16 protein-coding genes and 2 pseudogenes are annotated in these 16,691 nt (G+C 56.3%); 12 read left to right on the forward strand and 6 right to left on the reverse strand.

Annotated elements, in window-relative coordinates:
* The first annotated feature begins 16 nt into the window (after positions 1–16).
* The 3 genes from ACQZ63_RS21480 to attM are packed head-to-tail and all read left to right on the forward strand — an operon-like array spanning position 17 to position 3,489.
* The gene (locus ACQZ63_RS21480; RefSeq protein ID WP_111795140.1) at positions 17–1,471 is read left to right on the forward strand and encodes an NAD-dependent succinate-semialdehyde dehydrogenase; all 1,455 of its coding nucleotides are present in this window, start codon (positions 17–19) and stop codon (positions 1,469–1,471) included.
* Between the two features lie 20 nt (positions 1,472–1,491).
* Entirely contained in the window at positions 1,492–2,652 is a 1,161-nt protein-coding gene (locus tag ACQZ63_RS21485; RefSeq protein ID WP_173998596.1) for an iron-containing alcohol dehydrogenase, read from the forward strand.
* 45 nt (positions 2,653–2,697) lie between these two features.
* Entirely contained in the window at positions 2,698–3,489 is a 792-nt protein-coding gene (gene attM / locus ACQZ63_RS21490) for an AttM family quorum-quenching N-acyl homoserine lactonase (RefSeq protein WP_003517310.1), read from the forward strand.
* Between the two features lie 335 nt (positions 3,490–3,824).
* Here the strand turns inward: attM and ACQZ63_RS21495 are convergent, their stop codons facing one another.
* A complete protein-coding gene (locus ACQZ63_RS21495) occupies positions 3,825–4,541 on the reverse strand; it encodes a class I SAM-dependent methyltransferase (RefSeq protein WP_060642117.1) in 717 nt (238 codons plus the stop codon).
* A gap of 83 nt (positions 4,542–4,624) precedes the next feature.
* Here ACQZ63_RS21495 and ACQZ63_RS21500 point away from each other — a divergent pair, with 83 nt between their 5' ends.
* From ACQZ63_RS21500 to ACQZ63_RS21510, 3 genes are all read left to right on the forward strand, one after another.
* Positions 4,625–5,389 (forward strand): AraC family transcriptional regulator, encoded by a 765-nt coding sequence (locus ACQZ63_RS21500; protein WP_173998598.1) that lies wholly within the window; start codon positions 4,625–4,627, stop codon positions 5,387–5,389.
* 876 nt (positions 5,390–6,265) lie between these two features.
* Complete coding sequence (locus ACQZ63_RS21505; RefSeq protein WP_035201498.1) at positions 6,266–6,898, forward strand: CatB-related O-acetyltransferase; 633 nt, start codon at positions 6,266–6,268, stop codon at positions 6,896–6,898.
* Positions 6,899–7,028: 130 nt separating this feature from the next.
* Entirely contained in the window at positions 7,029–7,784 is a 756-nt protein-coding gene (locus ACQZ63_RS21510) for an alpha/beta hydrolase family protein (RefSeq protein ID WP_003517297.1), read from the forward strand.
* Between the two features lie 69 nt (positions 7,785–7,853).
* On the opposite strand, the gene ACQZ63_RS21515 is transcribed toward ACQZ63_RS21510, so the two are convergent.
* Complete coding sequence (locus ACQZ63_RS21515; protein ID WP_026330850.1) at positions 7,854–8,282, reverse strand: GNAT family N-acetyltransferase; 429 nt, start codon at positions 8,280–8,282, stop codon at positions 7,854–7,856.
* Positions 8,283–8,611: 329 nt separating this feature from the next.
* On the opposite strand from ACQZ63_RS21515, the gene ACQZ63_RS21520 reads away from it, so the two are divergent.
* Positions 8,612–9,196, forward strand: coding sequence for an MgtC/SapB family protein (locus ACQZ63_RS21520; protein ID WP_003517293.1), 585 nt, complete (start codon positions 8,612–8,614; stop codon positions 9,194–9,196).
* A gap of 83 nt (positions 9,197–9,279) precedes the next feature.
* On the opposite strand, the gene ACQZ63_RS21525 is transcribed toward ACQZ63_RS21520, so the two are convergent.
* The 3 genes from ACQZ63_RS21525 to ACQZ63_RS21535 form a co-directional block, all read right to left on the reverse strand.
* A complete protein-coding gene (locus tag ACQZ63_RS21525) occupies positions 9,280–9,684 on the reverse strand; it encodes an OsmC family protein (protein ID WP_003517291.1) in 405 nt (134 codons plus the stop codon).
* Between the two features lie 220 nt (positions 9,685–9,904).
* The gene (locus ACQZ63_RS21530) at positions 9,905–10,333 is read right to left on the reverse strand and encodes a GNAT family N-acetyltransferase (RefSeq protein ID WP_336510319.1); all 429 of its coding nucleotides are present in this window, start codon (positions 10,331–10,333) and stop codon (positions 9,905–9,907) included.
* 190 nt (positions 10,334–10,523) lie between these two features.
* Positions 10,524–11,159, reverse strand: a complete 636-nt coding sequence (locus tag ACQZ63_RS21535) for a glutathione binding-like protein (protein ID WP_448799399.1) — start codon at positions 11,157–11,159, stop codon at positions 10,524–10,526.
* 142 nt (positions 11,160–11,301) lie between these two features.
* On the opposite strand from ACQZ63_RS21535, the gene ACQZ63_RS21540 reads away from it, so the two are divergent.
* The 4 genes and pseudogenes from ACQZ63_RS21540 (at position 11,302) to ACQZ63_RS21555 (ending at position 14,121) form a co-directional block, all read left to right on the forward strand.
* Complete coding sequence (locus ACQZ63_RS21540) at positions 11,302–11,625, forward strand: winged helix-turn-helix transcriptional regulator (RefSeq protein WP_003517287.1); 324 nt, start codon at positions 11,302–11,304, stop codon at positions 11,623–11,625.
* A gap of 626 nt (positions 11,626–12,251) precedes the next feature.
* Positions 12,252–12,818 (forward strand): annotated as a pseudogene (locus tag ACQZ63_RS21545) (GNAT family N-acetyltransferase).
* Positions 12,819–12,885: 67 nt separating this feature from the next.
* On the forward strand, positions 12,886–13,320 hold the full coding sequence (locus ACQZ63_RS21550; protein WP_010974414.1) for a MarR family winged helix-turn-helix transcriptional regulator: 435 nt from the start codon (positions 12,886–12,888) through the stop codon (positions 13,318–13,320).
* A gap of 54 nt (positions 13,321–13,374) precedes the next feature.
* The gene (locus ACQZ63_RS21555; RefSeq protein WP_076846174.1) at positions 13,375–14,121 is read left to right on the forward strand and encodes an SDR family oxidoreductase; all 747 of its coding nucleotides are present in this window, start codon (positions 13,375–13,377) and stop codon (positions 14,119–14,121) included.
* Positions 14,122–14,301: 180 nt separating this feature from the next.
* On the opposite strand, the pseudogene ACQZ63_RS21560 reads toward ACQZ63_RS21555, so the two are convergent.
* Positions 14,302–15,671, reverse strand: a pseudogene (locus ACQZ63_RS21560) (IS1182 family transposase).
* 157 nt (positions 15,672–15,828) lie between these two features.
* On the opposite strand from ACQZ63_RS21560, the gene ACQZ63_RS21565 reads away from it, so the two are divergent.
* Entirely contained in the window at positions 15,829–16,572 is a 744-nt protein-coding gene (locus ACQZ63_RS21565) for a class I SAM-dependent methyltransferase (protein ID WP_173998558.1), read from the forward strand.
* The last annotated feature ends 119 nt before the right edge of the window (positions 16,573–16,691 follow it).

Genomic DNA, 16,691 nt, shown 5'->3' on the forward strand with positions numbered 1-16,691 from the left:
AGTGCGGGAGAGGTCGATGATCAAGCTAAAAAATGCGGCGCTGTTACGTGATGCCTGCCTGGTGAATGGTCGCTGGCTGAAAGCTGCGGATGGCAAGACGATTGCGGTGGAAAATCCCGCCAACTCGATGATCATCGGTCACGTTCCTTCATTGTCGGCAGATGAGGTTGAAGCTGCAGTCGAGTCAGCAGGCAAGGCATTTTCCGAGTGGAGCCGCCGTGCTGCGAAGGACCGCGCTGCCATATTGCGTCGATGGTTTGATCTCATGGTGGCGAACGCTGACGATCTTGGTGCGTTGATGACTGCGGAGCAGGGAAAGCCGTTTGCGGAGGCAAGGGGCGAAGCCCTTTATGCGGCATCTTTCGTGGAATGGTTCGCGGAGGAAGCCAAACGTGTTTATGGCGATACCATTCCTTCGCCGACCACGGACAAGCGCATTACCATCCTGAAGCAGCCGATCGGTGTCTGCGCCGCGATCACGCCATGGAACTTCCCGGCCGCGATGATCACCCGCAAGGCGGCCCCGGCACTTGCCGCAGGCTGCACGATGATCGTCAAACCGGCTGAGCAGACCCCTCTCACCGCACTTGCTCTGGGTGTTCTCGCCGAAGAAGCGGGCGTTCCCGCCGGTGTCTTCCAGGTGGTGACGGGCGCCGCACGCGATATCGGCAAGGTATTTACCGAAAGCGACACGGTGCGAAAGATCTCCTTTACCGGATCGACCGAAGTCGGTCGTCTGCTGATGGCGCAATCGGCCCCGACGATCAAGAAACTGTCGCTGGAACTTGGTGGCAATGCGCCTTTCATCGTCTTTGATGATGCCGATCTGGATGCGGCCGTTGAGGGCGCGATCGTTTCGAAATACCGCAATGCCGGACAGACCTGCGTGTGCTCCAACCGGATCTATGTCCAGGATGGTGTTTACGACGCATTCGCGGAAAAGCTGGTCAAAAGGGTCGAAAGCCTGTCCGTCGGTGAGGGCACCGAACCTGGTGTTCTGATCGGTCCACTGATCGACCAGGATGCCGTGGCAAAGGTCGAGGATCACGTTGCTGATGCCCTTGGCAAGGGAGCAACGATCGTCACCGGCGGAAAGCGCCATGCTCTTGGAGGCACGTTTTACGAACCAACGGTTCTGACCGGTGCAACCCAGGCCATGAAGGTTGCCCGTGAGGAGACCTTTGGACCCGTCGCCCCGCTCTTTCGGTTCGGGACGGAAGACGAAGCGGTCGCCATGGCGAACGACACCGAATTTGGTCTGGCGGCCTATTTCTACACCGAGAATGTCCGCCGGACATGGCGTGTCGCAGAAGCGCTCGAATACGGCATGGTGGGCCACAATACAGGCCTCATCTCCAACGAAGTCGCACCATTCGGTGGCGTGAAGCAGTCCGGCTTGGGCCGCGAAGGCTCGCACTACGGCATCGATGAATATCTTGAAATCAAATACCTGTGCTCGGCCATCGGCTGAGATCACGCTGGGAGGATCAGATGACCATCAACCCTTTCGAATTCCGCACCGTTCCCTCCATGCAGGTTGCCTGGGGTGGCGCCCAGCGTCTTGGAGAGATTCTCTCCGGCAGGTTTCAGGCGCGCAAGGCGCTGCTGATTACCGATGCAGGTCTCATCAAGGCCGGCCTCATCAAGCCGATTGCTGACGCTCTTGCGGCGAGCGGCTTTAACGTCACGATCTTCGACAAGGTCGTTGCTGATCCGCCAGAGCACATCGTTGCCGACTGCGTCGAGTCCGCAAGGCAGATCGGAGTCGATATCGTCATCGGTCTTGGCGGGGGCTCATCGCTCGACATCGCCAAGCTCGTGGCTGTCCTTCTGATTTCCGACCAGACGCTTGCCGACATGTACGGTATCGGCAACGTAAAGGGATCACGCCTGCCGCTCGTGCTGGTGCCGACCACGGCCGGTACAGGTTCGGAAGTCACAAACATCTCGATCATCACCACGGGCGAAACCACCAAGATGGGGGTCGTTTCCCCGCAGCTTTACGCTGATTTCGTTCTTCTGGATGCTGAACTGACGGTGGGACTGCCGCAGGTCCATACGGCTGCCACCGGTATCGATGCCATGGTGCATGCCATCGAGGCTTACACCAGCAAACACAAGAAGAACCCACTATCAGATGCTCTGGCGCGCGAGGCACTACGTCTGCTCGGTGCAAATCTGATCGCCGCCTGCAAGGACGGCACCGACCGGAAAGCCCGTGAAGGCATGCTTTTGGGTGCGACATTGGCAGGTCAGGCTTTCGCCAACTCACCGGTGGCCGCCGTCCACGCGCTCGCTTATCCGCTGGGCGGCCATTATCACGTGCCACACGGGCTTTCCAATGCCCTGATGCTGGGGCCGGTTTTACGCTTTAACGCGAAGGCTGCAGCGTCGCTTTATGCGGAGCTTGCCGACGTGCTGGGTGTTCCGGGTGAAGGGGATGCGGCAACCCGTTCGGATGCGTTCGTTCAGCATATGGAAACGCTGATGGACCAGAGCGGCGCGCCGCGGCGTCTGCGCGATGTCGGCGTGACGGACAACACGCTCGCCATGCTTGCGTCCGACGCAATGAAACAGAGCCGTCTGTTGGTCAATAATCCGGTCGAAGTCCGCGAAGAGGATGCGCTTGCGCTCTACCGCGAGGCGTTCTGACCCATTTCTTACAGCAATATCTTCAGTCCCAAGGGAGGAAAACGAGTGACCGATATCAGACTTTACATGCTTCAGTCGGGTACGCTGAAATGCAAGGTACACAACATCAAGATGAACCAGGGGAACGGTGCGGACTATGAGATCCCCGTTCCGTTTTTCCTGATTACCCATCCGGCCGGGCACACCGTGATCGACGGCGGCAACGCGATTGAAGTTGCAACAGATCCGCGTGGCCATTGGGGCGGCATCTGCGATGTCTATTGGCCAGTACTGGACAAGGACCAGGGCTGCGTTGACCAGATCAAGGCGCTTGGTTTCGATCCGGCCGATGTCAAATATGTTGTGCAGTCGCACCTGCATCTCGATCATACCGGCGCCATCGGTCGCTTCCCCAACGCAACCCACATCGTGCAGCGCTCTGAATACGAATATGCCTTTACGCCCGACTGGTTTGCTGGCGGCGGCTATATCCGCAAGGACTTCGACAAGCCGGGTCTGAAATGGCAGTTCCTCAACGGTACGCAGGACGATTATTACGACGTTTACGGCGACGGCACGCTCACCACGATCTTCACGCCCGGTCATGCGCCAGGCCACCAGTCCTTCCTGGTGCGCCTGCCAAACAGCAAACCGCTTCTCCTGACGATCGATGCTGCCTACACACTGGACCACTGGGAAGAGAAGGCTTTGCCTGGCTTCCTTGCCTCGACCGTTGACACGGTCCGTTCTGTTCAGAAGCTCCGCACCTATGCCGAAAAGCATGATGCAACAGTCGTCACCGGCCATGACCCTGACGCCTGGGCGAACTTCAAGAAGGCTCCCGAATTTTACGCGTAAATAGAACGCGCAAGTCAACCGCCAGATACGGCGAGGTTGCATGCAGCCTCGCCGATTTTTATCATATGAGCCAAGGGCACCGAGCCGAGCGGGACCGTGTATTTCGGCGCATCGGCCTTTTCCGGATATACGCCTTCGTTCAAGTCGCTCGCGTTGTCGCTTCGAATGCCTGAAAGCTATCCTCTAGCTGCGCGAGTGTGCTCATACGGCGTTTTTCGCCCCGGCGTTACGTTGAGCCATCGGGGTTCGGGCTGACAATTTGCCAATACCGGATGGCTTAGAGTGAACTTGTCTCTTTGATCCAAACTGTCTGCAAATCGAGCAGATTATGGCGCTCACTTAGCGTTCCCCACGTGTCGGGCAAGCCATGCTCCCCAAAACAGGCTTGCAAAAAACCGAAGCGGTTCGTTGAAACCAACGCCCTCCAGCAACGAAATGACCTCGTCTTCCGATCGGGGTGGCTCCGCACCCTGCAGAATCTTGCCCATTTTGGCCTGGACCTCTTCAGGCCCGGCGCCGTTCATACGCCAGCGTGCTGCCCAGGCTGCCATGAGCAGGGGCTGAGAGGCATACGCCCGATAATTCCCCGCCACAATCAGGGGCGCGTCAGGATACAGCCGCATTGCAATCTGCGCCAGAACATCCTGCTTTGCGGCGTTCCCTGGCAAATGGTGCAGCACGCCGATCATGATTGCAGCGTCAAACGATGGAGCTCTATCCAGATCGGAGACGGTTCCGAGGACGGTCTCCACCCGGTCAGACACTTCGGCCCTGACCAGATGATCGCGTGCAAGGTTGAGCATCGGTGCTGAAGGATCGACGGCGACAAAGGACCATTGCGGTTCCAGCCGAGCGGCGGCGATGATTTCGCCCGCCGTACCGCCAGCCCCGACAACCAGCACCCGTGCCGACGTTCCTTCGCCCAGAGCTGCAGACAGCATGCAGGCGGAAAGCTCGTGGCAGGCGTCATATCCGGCCAGCGCTATCCTGCTCTGTCGTGCGTATTCCCCTGCGCGGGAGGCGTCAAATTTGGCTGCAGAATCCTGTGTCATGCTGTCTCTTGTCTGTTTAGACGTGCTGGCGTGCTTCGCTCAAGGAGGATACAAGATTTGCGATCAGGAAAGGGAGGAAATACATGACTGAAAGTTCAGATTCCGGGCGAAAACATGATCGGTTGACGGCTTTCCTGAAAGCCTTTCATCCTGGCGCATCACGTTGCGATTGTGCTGAAGCCGCTAACCTCCTGATCATCAATGTCCATGGCGCAGGTGAACCGACCCATCTGCTTTATCGCGCCAGATCCACGGCGTCGCTGCCGGATGGCGCAGCTATATGCGCTGGCGCCACAGTGGATTTTGGCGGTAGTGCCAATCCGTTGGTCGGTGCACTGCCAGACGAATTGTGCCTTTCACTGGCTAACGAACCGGAATTGCGCGGTTTGTGTCAACTGATGGTGGCCGAGGTCGAGGTCGCCCGCTGTGGTGGCGGTACTATCGAGGCGCGTCTATGCGAGATCATCGTCGTGCTCGCGATCCGCAAGGCAATAGCGATCGGCACGGTCGATGCGGGATTACTGGCGGGTCTGGCGCACCCCGCACTGCATCCCAGCCTTGTGGCCATACATGACAATCCGGCGCGAAATTGGCGGATTGCGGACCTTGCCGCCATAGCGGATATGTCGCGCGGACAATTCATTTCCACCTTCACGCAAACCGTTGCCCAGTCGCCTATCGCCTACCTCAATGGCTGGCGCCTGGCGCTTGGACGAGCAGAACTGCGCGCCGGACGAAGTGTCAAATCGGTCGCCACCGGGGTCGGCTTCGGCAGCGCCGCCGCATTTTCCCGCGCCTATTCCCGCAAGTTCGGCTCACCGCCGGCCCAGAGCAAACCACGACCATGAGGCAGAGGATATTAATTCCCGACAGTGCTCCTGCCCTCTCGGCCAATACTGAGGCCACTTTCCAGGGCACGACCGCCGATGCTCGTTTCGAGTGGCACGATCTGGGAGAGAGTTTCCCAGAGGAACGTCCGATTTGGCGACCGTCATGTTTCTCACACGAGATCTTGGGGAAGCTGCGAGCGCGGTATAAGGACGGAGCGCAAGGCAAGCTTTTGGATTAGTTGCTCGCGGCGGCTTTTGGGCGTTGGCGTTCTGGCGCCAAACGGCCAGAATGGGATCGGGTCTGGCAAGCTGGCAAAGCGGCTTCAATCGGTCGTTCGGCCCGCATTCAGTTCACGGAAGCTTCCGTTCGCTAAACCAGCCGATCCTCACAGACGCATCGGTTCACCTTTGAATGCGAGCTAACTAATGGCGTCGACTAGGCGACCCATCGGTTCCTCTTCAGGCGCGCGATCGACTTGCGCGAGAACGCGGAAATGGCAACGCTGCTCTATTGCATGCGTCGCTACCTTTACAGCTAAGGCCCCCCCGCGATGATTGCTTCCGGGAAGTCAGCCCGCATAGTGAACGGCGATAATGGGGTCGGCTCCGGCCAGTCGGCAAAGCGCCTTCGTGTCGGTCACAGAGGCCATCATGGGACGCGCCTGAAAGCAGGCAACGCTTCGCAGCGGCGTAACACGTCACCTGTGCGCCAGAAGCGGTCATTGGCGCACAAACACTCGCCAAGCCATTATAAAAACCATTCATGGCAGCGATAAAGGCGGCACGGTGGCTTCCGTGGCTTGGAAGGGATATCGTCATTCCGATCACGTCAATCTAGCCTACTCAACGCGCCCGACCTCGTGTAGCGTCGGAATGGGCAGTAAAAGGTTTACCATGTCGCTCCTCGATCCCGACGCAATCCATCCTATCACCCTGCCTGACGGCAGGGTTTATTCTGACACGGTGTATCTAAAGAACGTCGTCGACCATCCTCGTATCGAGGTCGGCGAATACAGCTACTTCACGCATTCTGGAACCCCAGAAGAGACAGCTCATATACTTGCCCCTTATCTCGGTCACACATGTCGCGAGCGGCTGCTGATCGGCAAATTTGTACAGATTGCTAAGGGTTGCTACTTCATAACCAGTTCGGCCAATCATCCGATGACTGGTTTCACAACATATCCATTTCGAATCTTCAAGCCCGAGACGTTTGGCTACAAGGAACTGCCGGTCAAAGACACGGTCGTCGGTCATGACGTTTGGATCGGCCACAACGCGGCTATCATGCCTGGTGTGCGCATTGGCGCGGGTGCTATCGTGGCCGCAGCCTCGGTCGTTGCTCGCGATATCCCGCCTTACGCCGTGGTTGGCGGCAATCCCGCTACCGTGATTAGAATGCGTTATCCCGCTGAGGTGATAGATGTCCTGCTTCATATTGCTTGGTGGGACTGGCCAATCGAGAAGATTGAAGCCAATTTAGCATCTCTGAGTAATGGTGACCTTGACGCTCTCAAAATCGCCTAGCGCCGGGCTCGCCATCTCGTAATGTTCGCAATCGGCCCAAGGCTGTCATGTCGCAGAAGCGCCATTTGGGGACCTTGACGGTAGGACATCCCGCCGTATCCTCACCCGCAGTTGCAACGGGGTGACCGCCATGGCTGAGGTAACAGAACACACCATAGATCGGGGCGATGGCGCTCGTGTTCAGCTATTCCAGGCGCGTGCTTCGGATCGACGAAACGGAGCGATACTGTTCGTTCACGGTAATCAGGGAGGACTTCTTTTAGGTGGACAGGAAGCGGTCGAAGATGGATCGCTCGTACGGTTCTCCTCGCGCCTCGGCATAACAGCGGCCGCCGTATCGCAGCCTGGTTTCGGCACATCGGACGGACCAGCGGATTTCTGCGGACCGTCGACACAGAAAGCGATTGTCGCGGCGTTGGATTTCCTCAAGCGGCAGCCATCGGTCGATCCAGAGCGTATCGTACTTTATGGCAACAGCCGTGGGGCTGTCGCCTCTGCCATGGTGGCAACCAAGGTGGCCGATCTCAAAGCGATCATACTGACGGGAGGCGTCTATGACTTGAGAGACGCCTACAAGACAAGTGCACGAGGCCTGCAAGAGGCTATCCGAAACGAAGCAGGTATCTCAGACGAGGCCTTCCTGGATAGATCCGCACTCTATCATGCTCATAGCATCCGATCAGAAACCCTACTTCTCCACGGCAAATATGATGATCGTGCATCGGTCGATCAGGCTGAACGATTTTCCGAGGCTCTTGCAAGGTCGGGGGTCCCTGTACGTTTTCACGCGCTTGATGGCGGTCATCGGCTTCCCCGCGATCAGGTCACTCCCATTCTCCGCGATTTCCTTACCCGCGTGTTCGCACCGATGGCGACTATTCATTGATGGTCGTCCGCTCAGGGCCGACTGCCGTCTTCCGCTTTGCGCCAATTGCGGCCGTCTTGCAAGCTCGTTTCAAGGTTCAGCCGAAGTAACCCGATATGCCATTCCCAGCGATCGCGGAGCAGTTTCTTTGAAGCCAAATTTTTCGTAGAGTTTGTTCGCCGGAACGTCGGCGATCAGACTGACATAGGCCGAGACGGGCAGCTTTCGCGAGACATACGACATGATTGTCTGCATGATGGTTTTCCCCAGTCCTCGTCCCTGATGGTCGGGATGAACAGCGATGTCGACAACCTGGAAAAAGCAGCCTCCATCGCCGATCAATCGCCCCATCCCGATTGCCGCGCCTCGATGCATGACAACGACCGAGTAAACCGTACCCGTTAGCCCTAACCGGGCAGCCTCTGGCGAAAACGCACTTAGCCCGGCGACAGAACGAAGATGCAGGTACTCTTCTACTGTCGGCAAACGGGACGCGGTGCTGTATTGCGATTGTTCCATCTTATCGGACGCTTTCCAAATTGAGCCCATAAAGTAGCGATTATTTGCCACTCCAAACAGGGTCAGTTGTCAATGGACGTTCAGGACCGAGCTCGACTTCCTCTCCGGGCCGAAGGTCGTCTTCCGCTTCGCGCCTTCATTCCAGTCACAGACACCGTGTTTGCCCGTACCTAAATGCAGACATGGCTTTACATCCCGGTGCTTGCTGCTTGCGCTCGCACGAGCAATCGCTCCGCTGGACGGTTGGGGGAAGACATCCCGCGGCAATTGACGGTGCGAGACGGCTGTTATTCCCCCTATCGGCACCAAAGTTACCCTCACGGGTGACGATGGCGGCAGTGAAGTTGCCAACGCAGCGTTTGTATGGCACCTCGTTTACATGCCAAATTTGCGAACGACATAAGGATGCGACCGTGGGAGACGAAGTTTGGGGGACGTTAGTCAAAGAATTCTCTGATGTTCCAGACGCGTCGGCCATAACTCGCATCACTGTGCGCCTTGTGATCGCGGCGGTACTCGGTGGGGTTCTCGGGTTCGAACGCGAGAGCAAGGGCAGAAGTGCTGGCTTGCGGACTCACATGTTGGTTGCCGTAGGTGCTGCACTTTTCGTTTTAGGTCCACTGCAGAGCGGCATGCAGATCGGCGATCTGTCACGGGTACTGCAGGGTGTCGTTCAAGGAATAGGCTTCCTCGGCGCGGGTGCTATCATAATCCGCTCGGCGCAGCGGGAGGTAGAAGGGCTCACCACAGCGGCCAGTATCTGGGCGACAGCCGCGATTGGTGTAATGGCCGGCCTGGGAATGGAGGTAACGGCCGTCTTATCGACCGCGATCGTCTTGGTCATTCTCGCAGCGGTGCCTCACATCTTGCCCACGCCATCCGAGACGGACTCAAAGTCTAGTGGGGACGATTGACCGTAGGACGACAGCGAAGATGTTTCGGCCTCAACTCAATCTGTAGCAGGTACCGCGAAAAGGCTGAAAAGCGCCAAAAACGGTCATGCGACCTGTATTATCGTCGGGATCCCGCGATTGAGGGAGTTGGCGACTGTGCACACCGACCACGCATGATCGATCAAGGCTTTCGGATCGGAGCCGTCCGATGTCTCGCACTTTACAGATAGCACGGCTTTGGTGGCGACCAGCGGTACACCCTCTAGGTCAAGTGTCACTGTTACGGCAATTTGTTCGATTTTCACGCCACGTTCATGGGCGACATAGCGTAGGTCATTACAGTAGCAGCCTCCTATTGCTAGAGCGAGCATTTGGCCGCCATTGAAACCGAGACCCAATCCCCCGGCCTTGCCTTCCGGCCGATCGATGACCACCGTATGTCCGCCAGCCCAACCCATCGCTGCCTCAGTGCCGGCGACGTTCCGCAACTCGATGACCGACCGCACCATCACATAACTCCATCCATGTCTGAGCTTTGCAAGTTCGTGGCAAACGTTGGCGTGGTCAACTGTGTTTTCGAGCCTGTTCTTTAAAAGATGAGGTTTGAGGCCGCTCGGGGCGGCGGCCAGTTTGGCGAGAGTGCACCAGAAGCGGCCGTTCCGGCAACGGAGAGTCCAACTTATGGCTGGGTGCCGTTGAGTTAAGGAATGCCCGCAATTTCGGGAAATGCTACACTTCTGATGTCCACCATGTCGAAGCTAATGAAAGGTTGGCTTGGCTCAATAACGCAGTTTTGGCGGCATCCCGTTGAGCGCCAACTACCACAACTTGTGCGAACCCCCGCCGATTTAGCTCCGATTTTGCGCGCTGCAACAATGCTGCACCCGCATCGTGCCAACGATCTTTAGCAGCAACGCAGAAGTCATCGATCAAAGCGGTCGCCCCACCCGGATCGTATACTTGCGGAGTTGGAAACTCTCGCGCGATAAGAAAACCGATGATCAGTGTGTTCTCAACGGCGACAAGAGACACGTTGTGCTCATCAGAGAACAGTTTTTCAAACCATGAAAGAGTCGAAGCAGCTGAGTTAGCGGCTTTTTTCCAAAAGCGCGGCTCGTAGTTCTCGTATTCTTTACGTCTTGCTTCGACAAGCTCCACGCACCGGAGCGCATCCTCTTTCGAGGCATTCCTAATTTGCATCTGGCTAACCTTGTGGCTGCATTCATCTGCGATGGCAGCCAGTACAGTGTGGCAAAACACCTCTGTCAACATCTGCTATGGGCCAACGGCCGACTTGGCGCGGAAGCGCCAATTGCGGACATATAGCGTGCTGGAAAGAATGATGAACTCAGCTCAGCGATAAGCCTTCTTCAAGTATGGACTGCTTCACCGCATCCCGTTCTTTTACGCGTTCATACCAGCCTCTAAGGTTGAGAAGATCGTCGAAATGGATATCTGCACCATAGTATGACTTCAGCCATGACGCTTGTCCCCAGCTTGTGAGAGCGAACAGATATGCATCGGCGACCGTGAAATTCTCGCCCATCAAAAAACGCTGCGATGCCAGCAAATTGTCGATCCATACGTAGCGCTTTTCCAGCTTCGGCGTTGCTGTTTCGAGATATGCACCCGCCTGTTTCGCATAAAGAAGTGGAATGAAGCCCTTGTGGATTTCGGTCGATAGGAAACTCAGCATCTCCTGCAGCTTGTAACGCTCGAAAGTGCCGTTGGCGGGAGCGAGGCCCGATTGAGGCTTCAGATCGGCCATGTATTGGACGATGGCTGGCCCCTCGAAAAGCATCGCGCCGTTCCCCACGTCCAGGGCCGGAATGTAGCCATTGGGATTGATGTCGTAATAATCTTGGCCCCCTTCAGTCTTATGATCTTTGAAGTTCACCCTGACAAATTCGATATCCAACTCCAGTTCGTTGGCAACGATGTGTGGTGAGAGCGAGCAAGCGGCGGGCATGTAGTAGAGTTTCATTAATCGTCTCCTGGATTTCAGTACCTCGCGGCATGTTGCACGAGGACCAAAATCCACTTAGTTGACGCGGTAGAGAAATGTAAGAACGCAAAATAATGTCATCTAGGTACATAAATTATACCGGTTTTCAGGAGGTGCGAATTTGAAAGACACCGTCACCGGTTGTTCCGTTGAGCTCGCAATGCATCTGCTGGGCGGAAGATGGCGTTTGCTAATTGCATCCTATCTCATCGATGGTCCAAAACGGTTCAACGAACTCAGGAGGCTCATACCGGGCATTTCTCAAAGGATGCTGAGCCTAGACCTCCGTGCATTGGAGGACGCCAGCTTGATTGCCAGAACCGTTTACCCAACAGTTCCCGTAAAGGTGGAGTATGCGCTCACCGAAGAAGGACGCCGTCTGGGTAAAGTTGTCGCAGTCGTTCAGGAATTCGGGCTTTGGCTGAAAGATAGGAATGCAAGCTGACCTGATGTCCGATTCGGGCGGGGTACTGCCCTAATGCAAAGCACCAAGTGCGGTCGGGAATCTATCGGACGCGGGGAACTACCGGATTTTCAAGAAAGCCACGCCGGAAGGCTCTTGCAACAACCACGCCCAGTCCAAATCCCGATATCAATCTTGCTAGCAAAAGATCAGGCAATGAATAGGACGCCAGCCAATAAAAGGTTCCAAATGCCAAGAACGATGTTGCGACAAGGCTAAGCTGGCCGTCTGTTGCTGGCCGACGAAAAGCCACAGAATGAAACCCAGCGACGCCCCCAACCAAGCATGGCAACAACTGACCGAGAGTTATCGTTGGCTTCGCCGTAAGCGTGTCCAGATGGCAAAAGATGAACGCTAACAATCCGGTGCCAAGTAACTGCAACAATACGGCTCCAACCAGGCGTGTTCTGACGGAATATTTGGGTTTTGAGTAGCGAAAATATGTGACCAAGACGCCCTCCTTTGACGTGGTCGCGTTCGATGGGCCGCGACCGCCTTAAAATTCGTACAACCTCAACTAGAGTTGAGGTCAAGGGGCAATGGCACAAGAGTCAACCTTTTGGCAGAGTGTCCGACGGGCGAGATGAGAGGTTTGCGTGCCAACTATTATGAGGACTAACCGACTGCTTCTTAGGGAAGTCGAGAAACAAGACCTAGACGCGTTGAGCAAGATTTACGCCGACCATGAATGCATGAAATTCTATCCAAGCACCAAGTCGTCATCGGAAATCCGGACTTGGTTTCAGGAGCTTTCATTCGACAGCTACCTCAAGCACGGCTTCGGCCTTTGGGCAGTAGTTGACCCTTCTTCTGGACAGGTCATCGGCGACTGTGGGATTACTCTCCAAGAGACCCCTGAAGGCACCGAACCGGAAATTGGGTATCATCTGTGGCGTGGCTTCTAGGGGAATGGCTTTGCTACTGAGGCTGCGACAGCTTGTCGGGGCCATGCGCTGAACACCCTTGGCCTGGGCAGGGTGGTCAGCATAATAAGCCCCGAAAATATACCGTCGCAGAAAGTCGCGGAAAAAGTCCATGACCGAATGGAGGTCTACCAAAAACGGCTCCAGAGCAGCGGGCGCATCGTAAATCGATACCTGTATATTACCAAGCTCAATGACCACTACGGGCCAACTGCGGTCTTCCGCTTCGCGCCAAAAGCGGTCATCGCATAAATTCAAGGAATGCCTGTTCTAAGGTATATGGCTTACGTCCTCCGAGCAGAAATGCTTAATACCAGGAATGACAGAACCTACACCCGAACAAATCGAAAAACTTGCTACCGCCTTTGAGCGCTTTACCCGTCGTTTCAAGGTCGCGGAGGCAGCGGCCGTTATGCAAAACTCGCTTAACCCCCTCGACATTCAGGCGCTCCTTTTCATTGATGAGCATCCCGAGTGTAATCTGGGGGATGTAGCTCGGCATCTTCAGGTCGCGCTGACGACAATGTCGTCTTCGGCCGACCGGCTGGTCCGTCGGGAGATGATTGAACGGCAGCGGCCAGAGGCAAACCGCAGGTCGGTGGCTTTGACGATCACGGACAAGGGGCAGCAAGTGGTCGCAGGCTATATCGATGGATATCGAGCCTCCTGCAAAGCGATGCTACGGGCGCTTGATACCGTTGACCAAACCGAATTTCTGAGGATTACCCAACAGATCGCAAAATACGAAGGTTGAATATTACGAATATCGTAGTATGTCTCTGACATCGAAATGATCAGGGACGTCATCATGACCCACACACCGCCCACTGCACTCGTCACAGGAGCAAACAAGGGTATTGGCCTCGCCATCGCACGGCAGCTTGGCGCAGCCGGACACACGGTCTGGCTGGGGTGCCGAGATATGTCACGGGGTGAGATGGCAGCTTTCGAACTGAGAGAAAACGGGGTTGACGCCCGTGCAGTGCAACTCGATGTTACGGACGAGGCGAGCGCGTCCAGTGCCGCCAAAACTATCGAGAGTGAAGTCGGGCATCTCGACGTTTTGGTCAACAACGCCGGGCTCATGTTTGGTTCGCCTCCCTCTCTTGCCAAGGAGTCAATTGACGAGATTCAGCAAATGTTCAACACCAACGTTTTCGGGGTGATGCGCGTCACTCAAGCCTTCTTGCCGTTGTTGCGCAAATCGAAGGCGGCCCGGATCGTAATGATGAGCAGCGGCCTCAGTTCGTTGACGGATGCCTTGGACATGCGGAGCGAAACATGGACGGTCGGTTTTGGCGGATACTGCGCCTCAAAGACTGCACTGAACATGTTGACCGTCAAGCTTGCGAAGGAGCTTGATCGGGAAGGGATCAAAGTGAATGCGGTAGACCCCGGCCTGACATCGACTGATATGACAGGCAACGGACCGGGGCACTCACCTGAAGATGGCGCACGCCCCGCATTCGCTCTAGCAACGACGCACGCATATGGACCGACAGCAGGGTTCTACGCTTGCGCTCCATCAGGCGAACTTGTGCAAAAGAGTTGGTGAGACGCATTCAGCGATTATGGGATGCGGGCCGACCGGTTCCGCATCTCAATGTCTCCTTCGGGCGGATTTCGTTGAAAAACTCGCTGGATTGGCGGCTCATCCGCCCTTTCAGGTCTTCAGACGGAGCAGATATGCGATAACGCCTCGCGTCACAGCGCGAGGTGTCGATTAACGCCGCCCTCAGGCGGCAATGGCGATGTGTGGTGGCCTGAGTTTGGCCAGCCTCCCGAGGTTTTGTGCGGTTGCTGCAAGCAGGAATTCATCGCGTGCGCCGCACGGTCCTCGAAGTCTCAATCGCGCCATCCACAGGATGCGCTTGAGGTGTGCAAAAAGCATCTCGACCTTTTTTCGGCGATGCCGTGACTGCACGTAGTCAGGTGTCGTAGCAATCGCTCGGGCGACATCACGGGCATCTTCGTTGAGATCGCGCGGCACTTTGCGCATCGGCATACTCGGGCAGCAGCGAGACTTCAGTTCGCAGCGATCACAATCTTTCTTGCTGGCGCGGTAAAGCCGTGTGCCCGCCGCCGTGATCCCTGATCGAGGCGTCGCATAGGTTCGATGGAACTGCTTCAACTCCTTACCTGCCGGGCAGATGTAGCGGTCATTTTCGCCTTCCCATGAGAAGTCCGAGCGGGAGAAGGTGCCATCCGTCCTCTTCGACTTATCAAAGGCCGGAATGTGCGGCGCAATTTTCTTGTCCTTGACCAGCCATGCCAAGTTGTCGGCGGAACCGTAAGCGCTGTCAGCAGCCAGATAGTCCGGCTTCAAGCCGAAGCGGTTCTCGGTCCTTTCGAGCATTGTGCGGGATGCTCCGACTTCTGCCTGGCGGATCGCACGCGTCGCCTCCACATCGACAATGACACCATGATCGTTGTCGATCAGGTAATTGGTGGCGTAGGCGAAGAAGGCATGGCCTTTGTGAGCACCGGTCCATTGGGCGGCCGGATCAGACGGGGAGATGAACTTCGGTGTAATGGGCGACGCAGCACCGAAAGCGGCATCATCGAGAACAGCCAGATACTCCTGGACCGAGCGGCCAGCGTCTTCCTTTGCTTCCACTCAGCTCCTGGGACCGAACGCTGCTTGTTGGCATCCGCAGCAATAAGGCTGGCATCGACTGCAAATCCTTCCGCGCGAACCAACCCTTGAGCGAGGCAGCGTTCCACTACCGTCTCGAACATGTGCCGCAGGATATCGCTTTGCCGGAACCGGCCGTGGCGGTTCTTCGAGAAGCTGGAATGATCCGGGACCTTTCCGTCCAGACCAAGGCGGCAGAACCAGCGATAGGCGAGATTAAGATGGACCTCCTCGCACAGTCGGCGTTCCGAGCGGATACCCATGGAATAGCCGATGATCAGCATTCGCATCATGAGCTCGGGATCAATGGAGGGGCGACCGGTGGCGCTGTAGAAAGGTTTCAATTGTGCCCGGACACTGTCGAGTTCGAGATGGTGGTCAATCCCGCGCAGCAGGTGGTCTGCCGGAACGTGATCATCAAGGCAGAAGTCGTAGAAAAGCTGCGCTGGAGCTGTCTGGCATCCCATCATGACTCAATCCTCCGCAAATCAATGCAACGATTGAATCACGGCGTCCGGGTGCCGACAACGCCTGGTCCGACAAATAGAGTGGCGGTTGAACTGGATCGTTGTGAAGGCTGGTCCGGTGCGTATGTTACACCAGTTAATCTGACATTCGGAGGCCCGCTTGAGTAGTGACCGCTTTTATAACGACCTCTTTCTGTCAGAGATATATGATGCTTGGCATCCACGCTCAACTCGCGACGATTTCGACTTCTACCTTCCCATCATCATGAACGCAGGTTCAGTGCTTGATATAGGATGTGGAACAGGCTCACTTCTACACGAGGCCAGAGAGGCTGGGCACCTCGGCGACCTGTGTGGGATCGACCCAGGCGTAGGAGTCCTATCTCGTGCTCGGGCTTTACCGAATATCGATTGGGTACTAGGCACGCTTCCCCAGCCTGAATGGAACAGCAAGTTCGAGCTGGCTGTCATGACTGGCCATGCCTTCCAAGCCATCAATGCCGATAAGGCTGTGGGTCAATTCCTCTCAGACATACGAGACAGCCTGGCTGACGGTGGACTTTTTGCTTTTGAGAGTCGAAATCCCTTAACTCGCCCGTGGCAACAATGGACACCTGAGCGTCCTGCCTTGGTCTATTTGAACGATCATAGCTTGGTGAAGATCGTCACGACCGTCACGTCAGAGTTCGACGGACGCACGATATCCTTCAGGCACGACTTCTCCGGCGACCATCCAAGCCTGCCTTTGAGCAGTGAAAGTACCTTGCGCTTCCATCACGCGGACGAGCTTGCGGCGCTCCTGGCTAAGCATGGGTTTGCCATAGAGCAGCGGTACGGCGACTTCCGGTCAGGACCTTTTACGGAGAAGAGCCCCGAGATCATTACGATTGCAAGACGACGATGAGCGGGCCCCGGATGGCGAAACTGCCGCAACATTCGCCCGGCTAGATCATCGAAAGAGTTTTTCAACAGTATCGGCCAACAGGAGACGCTCTGCTGCAAGAAGGGTTGCCGTCGGCTTTT

The organism is Agrobacterium sp. CG160-95 (genome assembly GCF_053521725.1).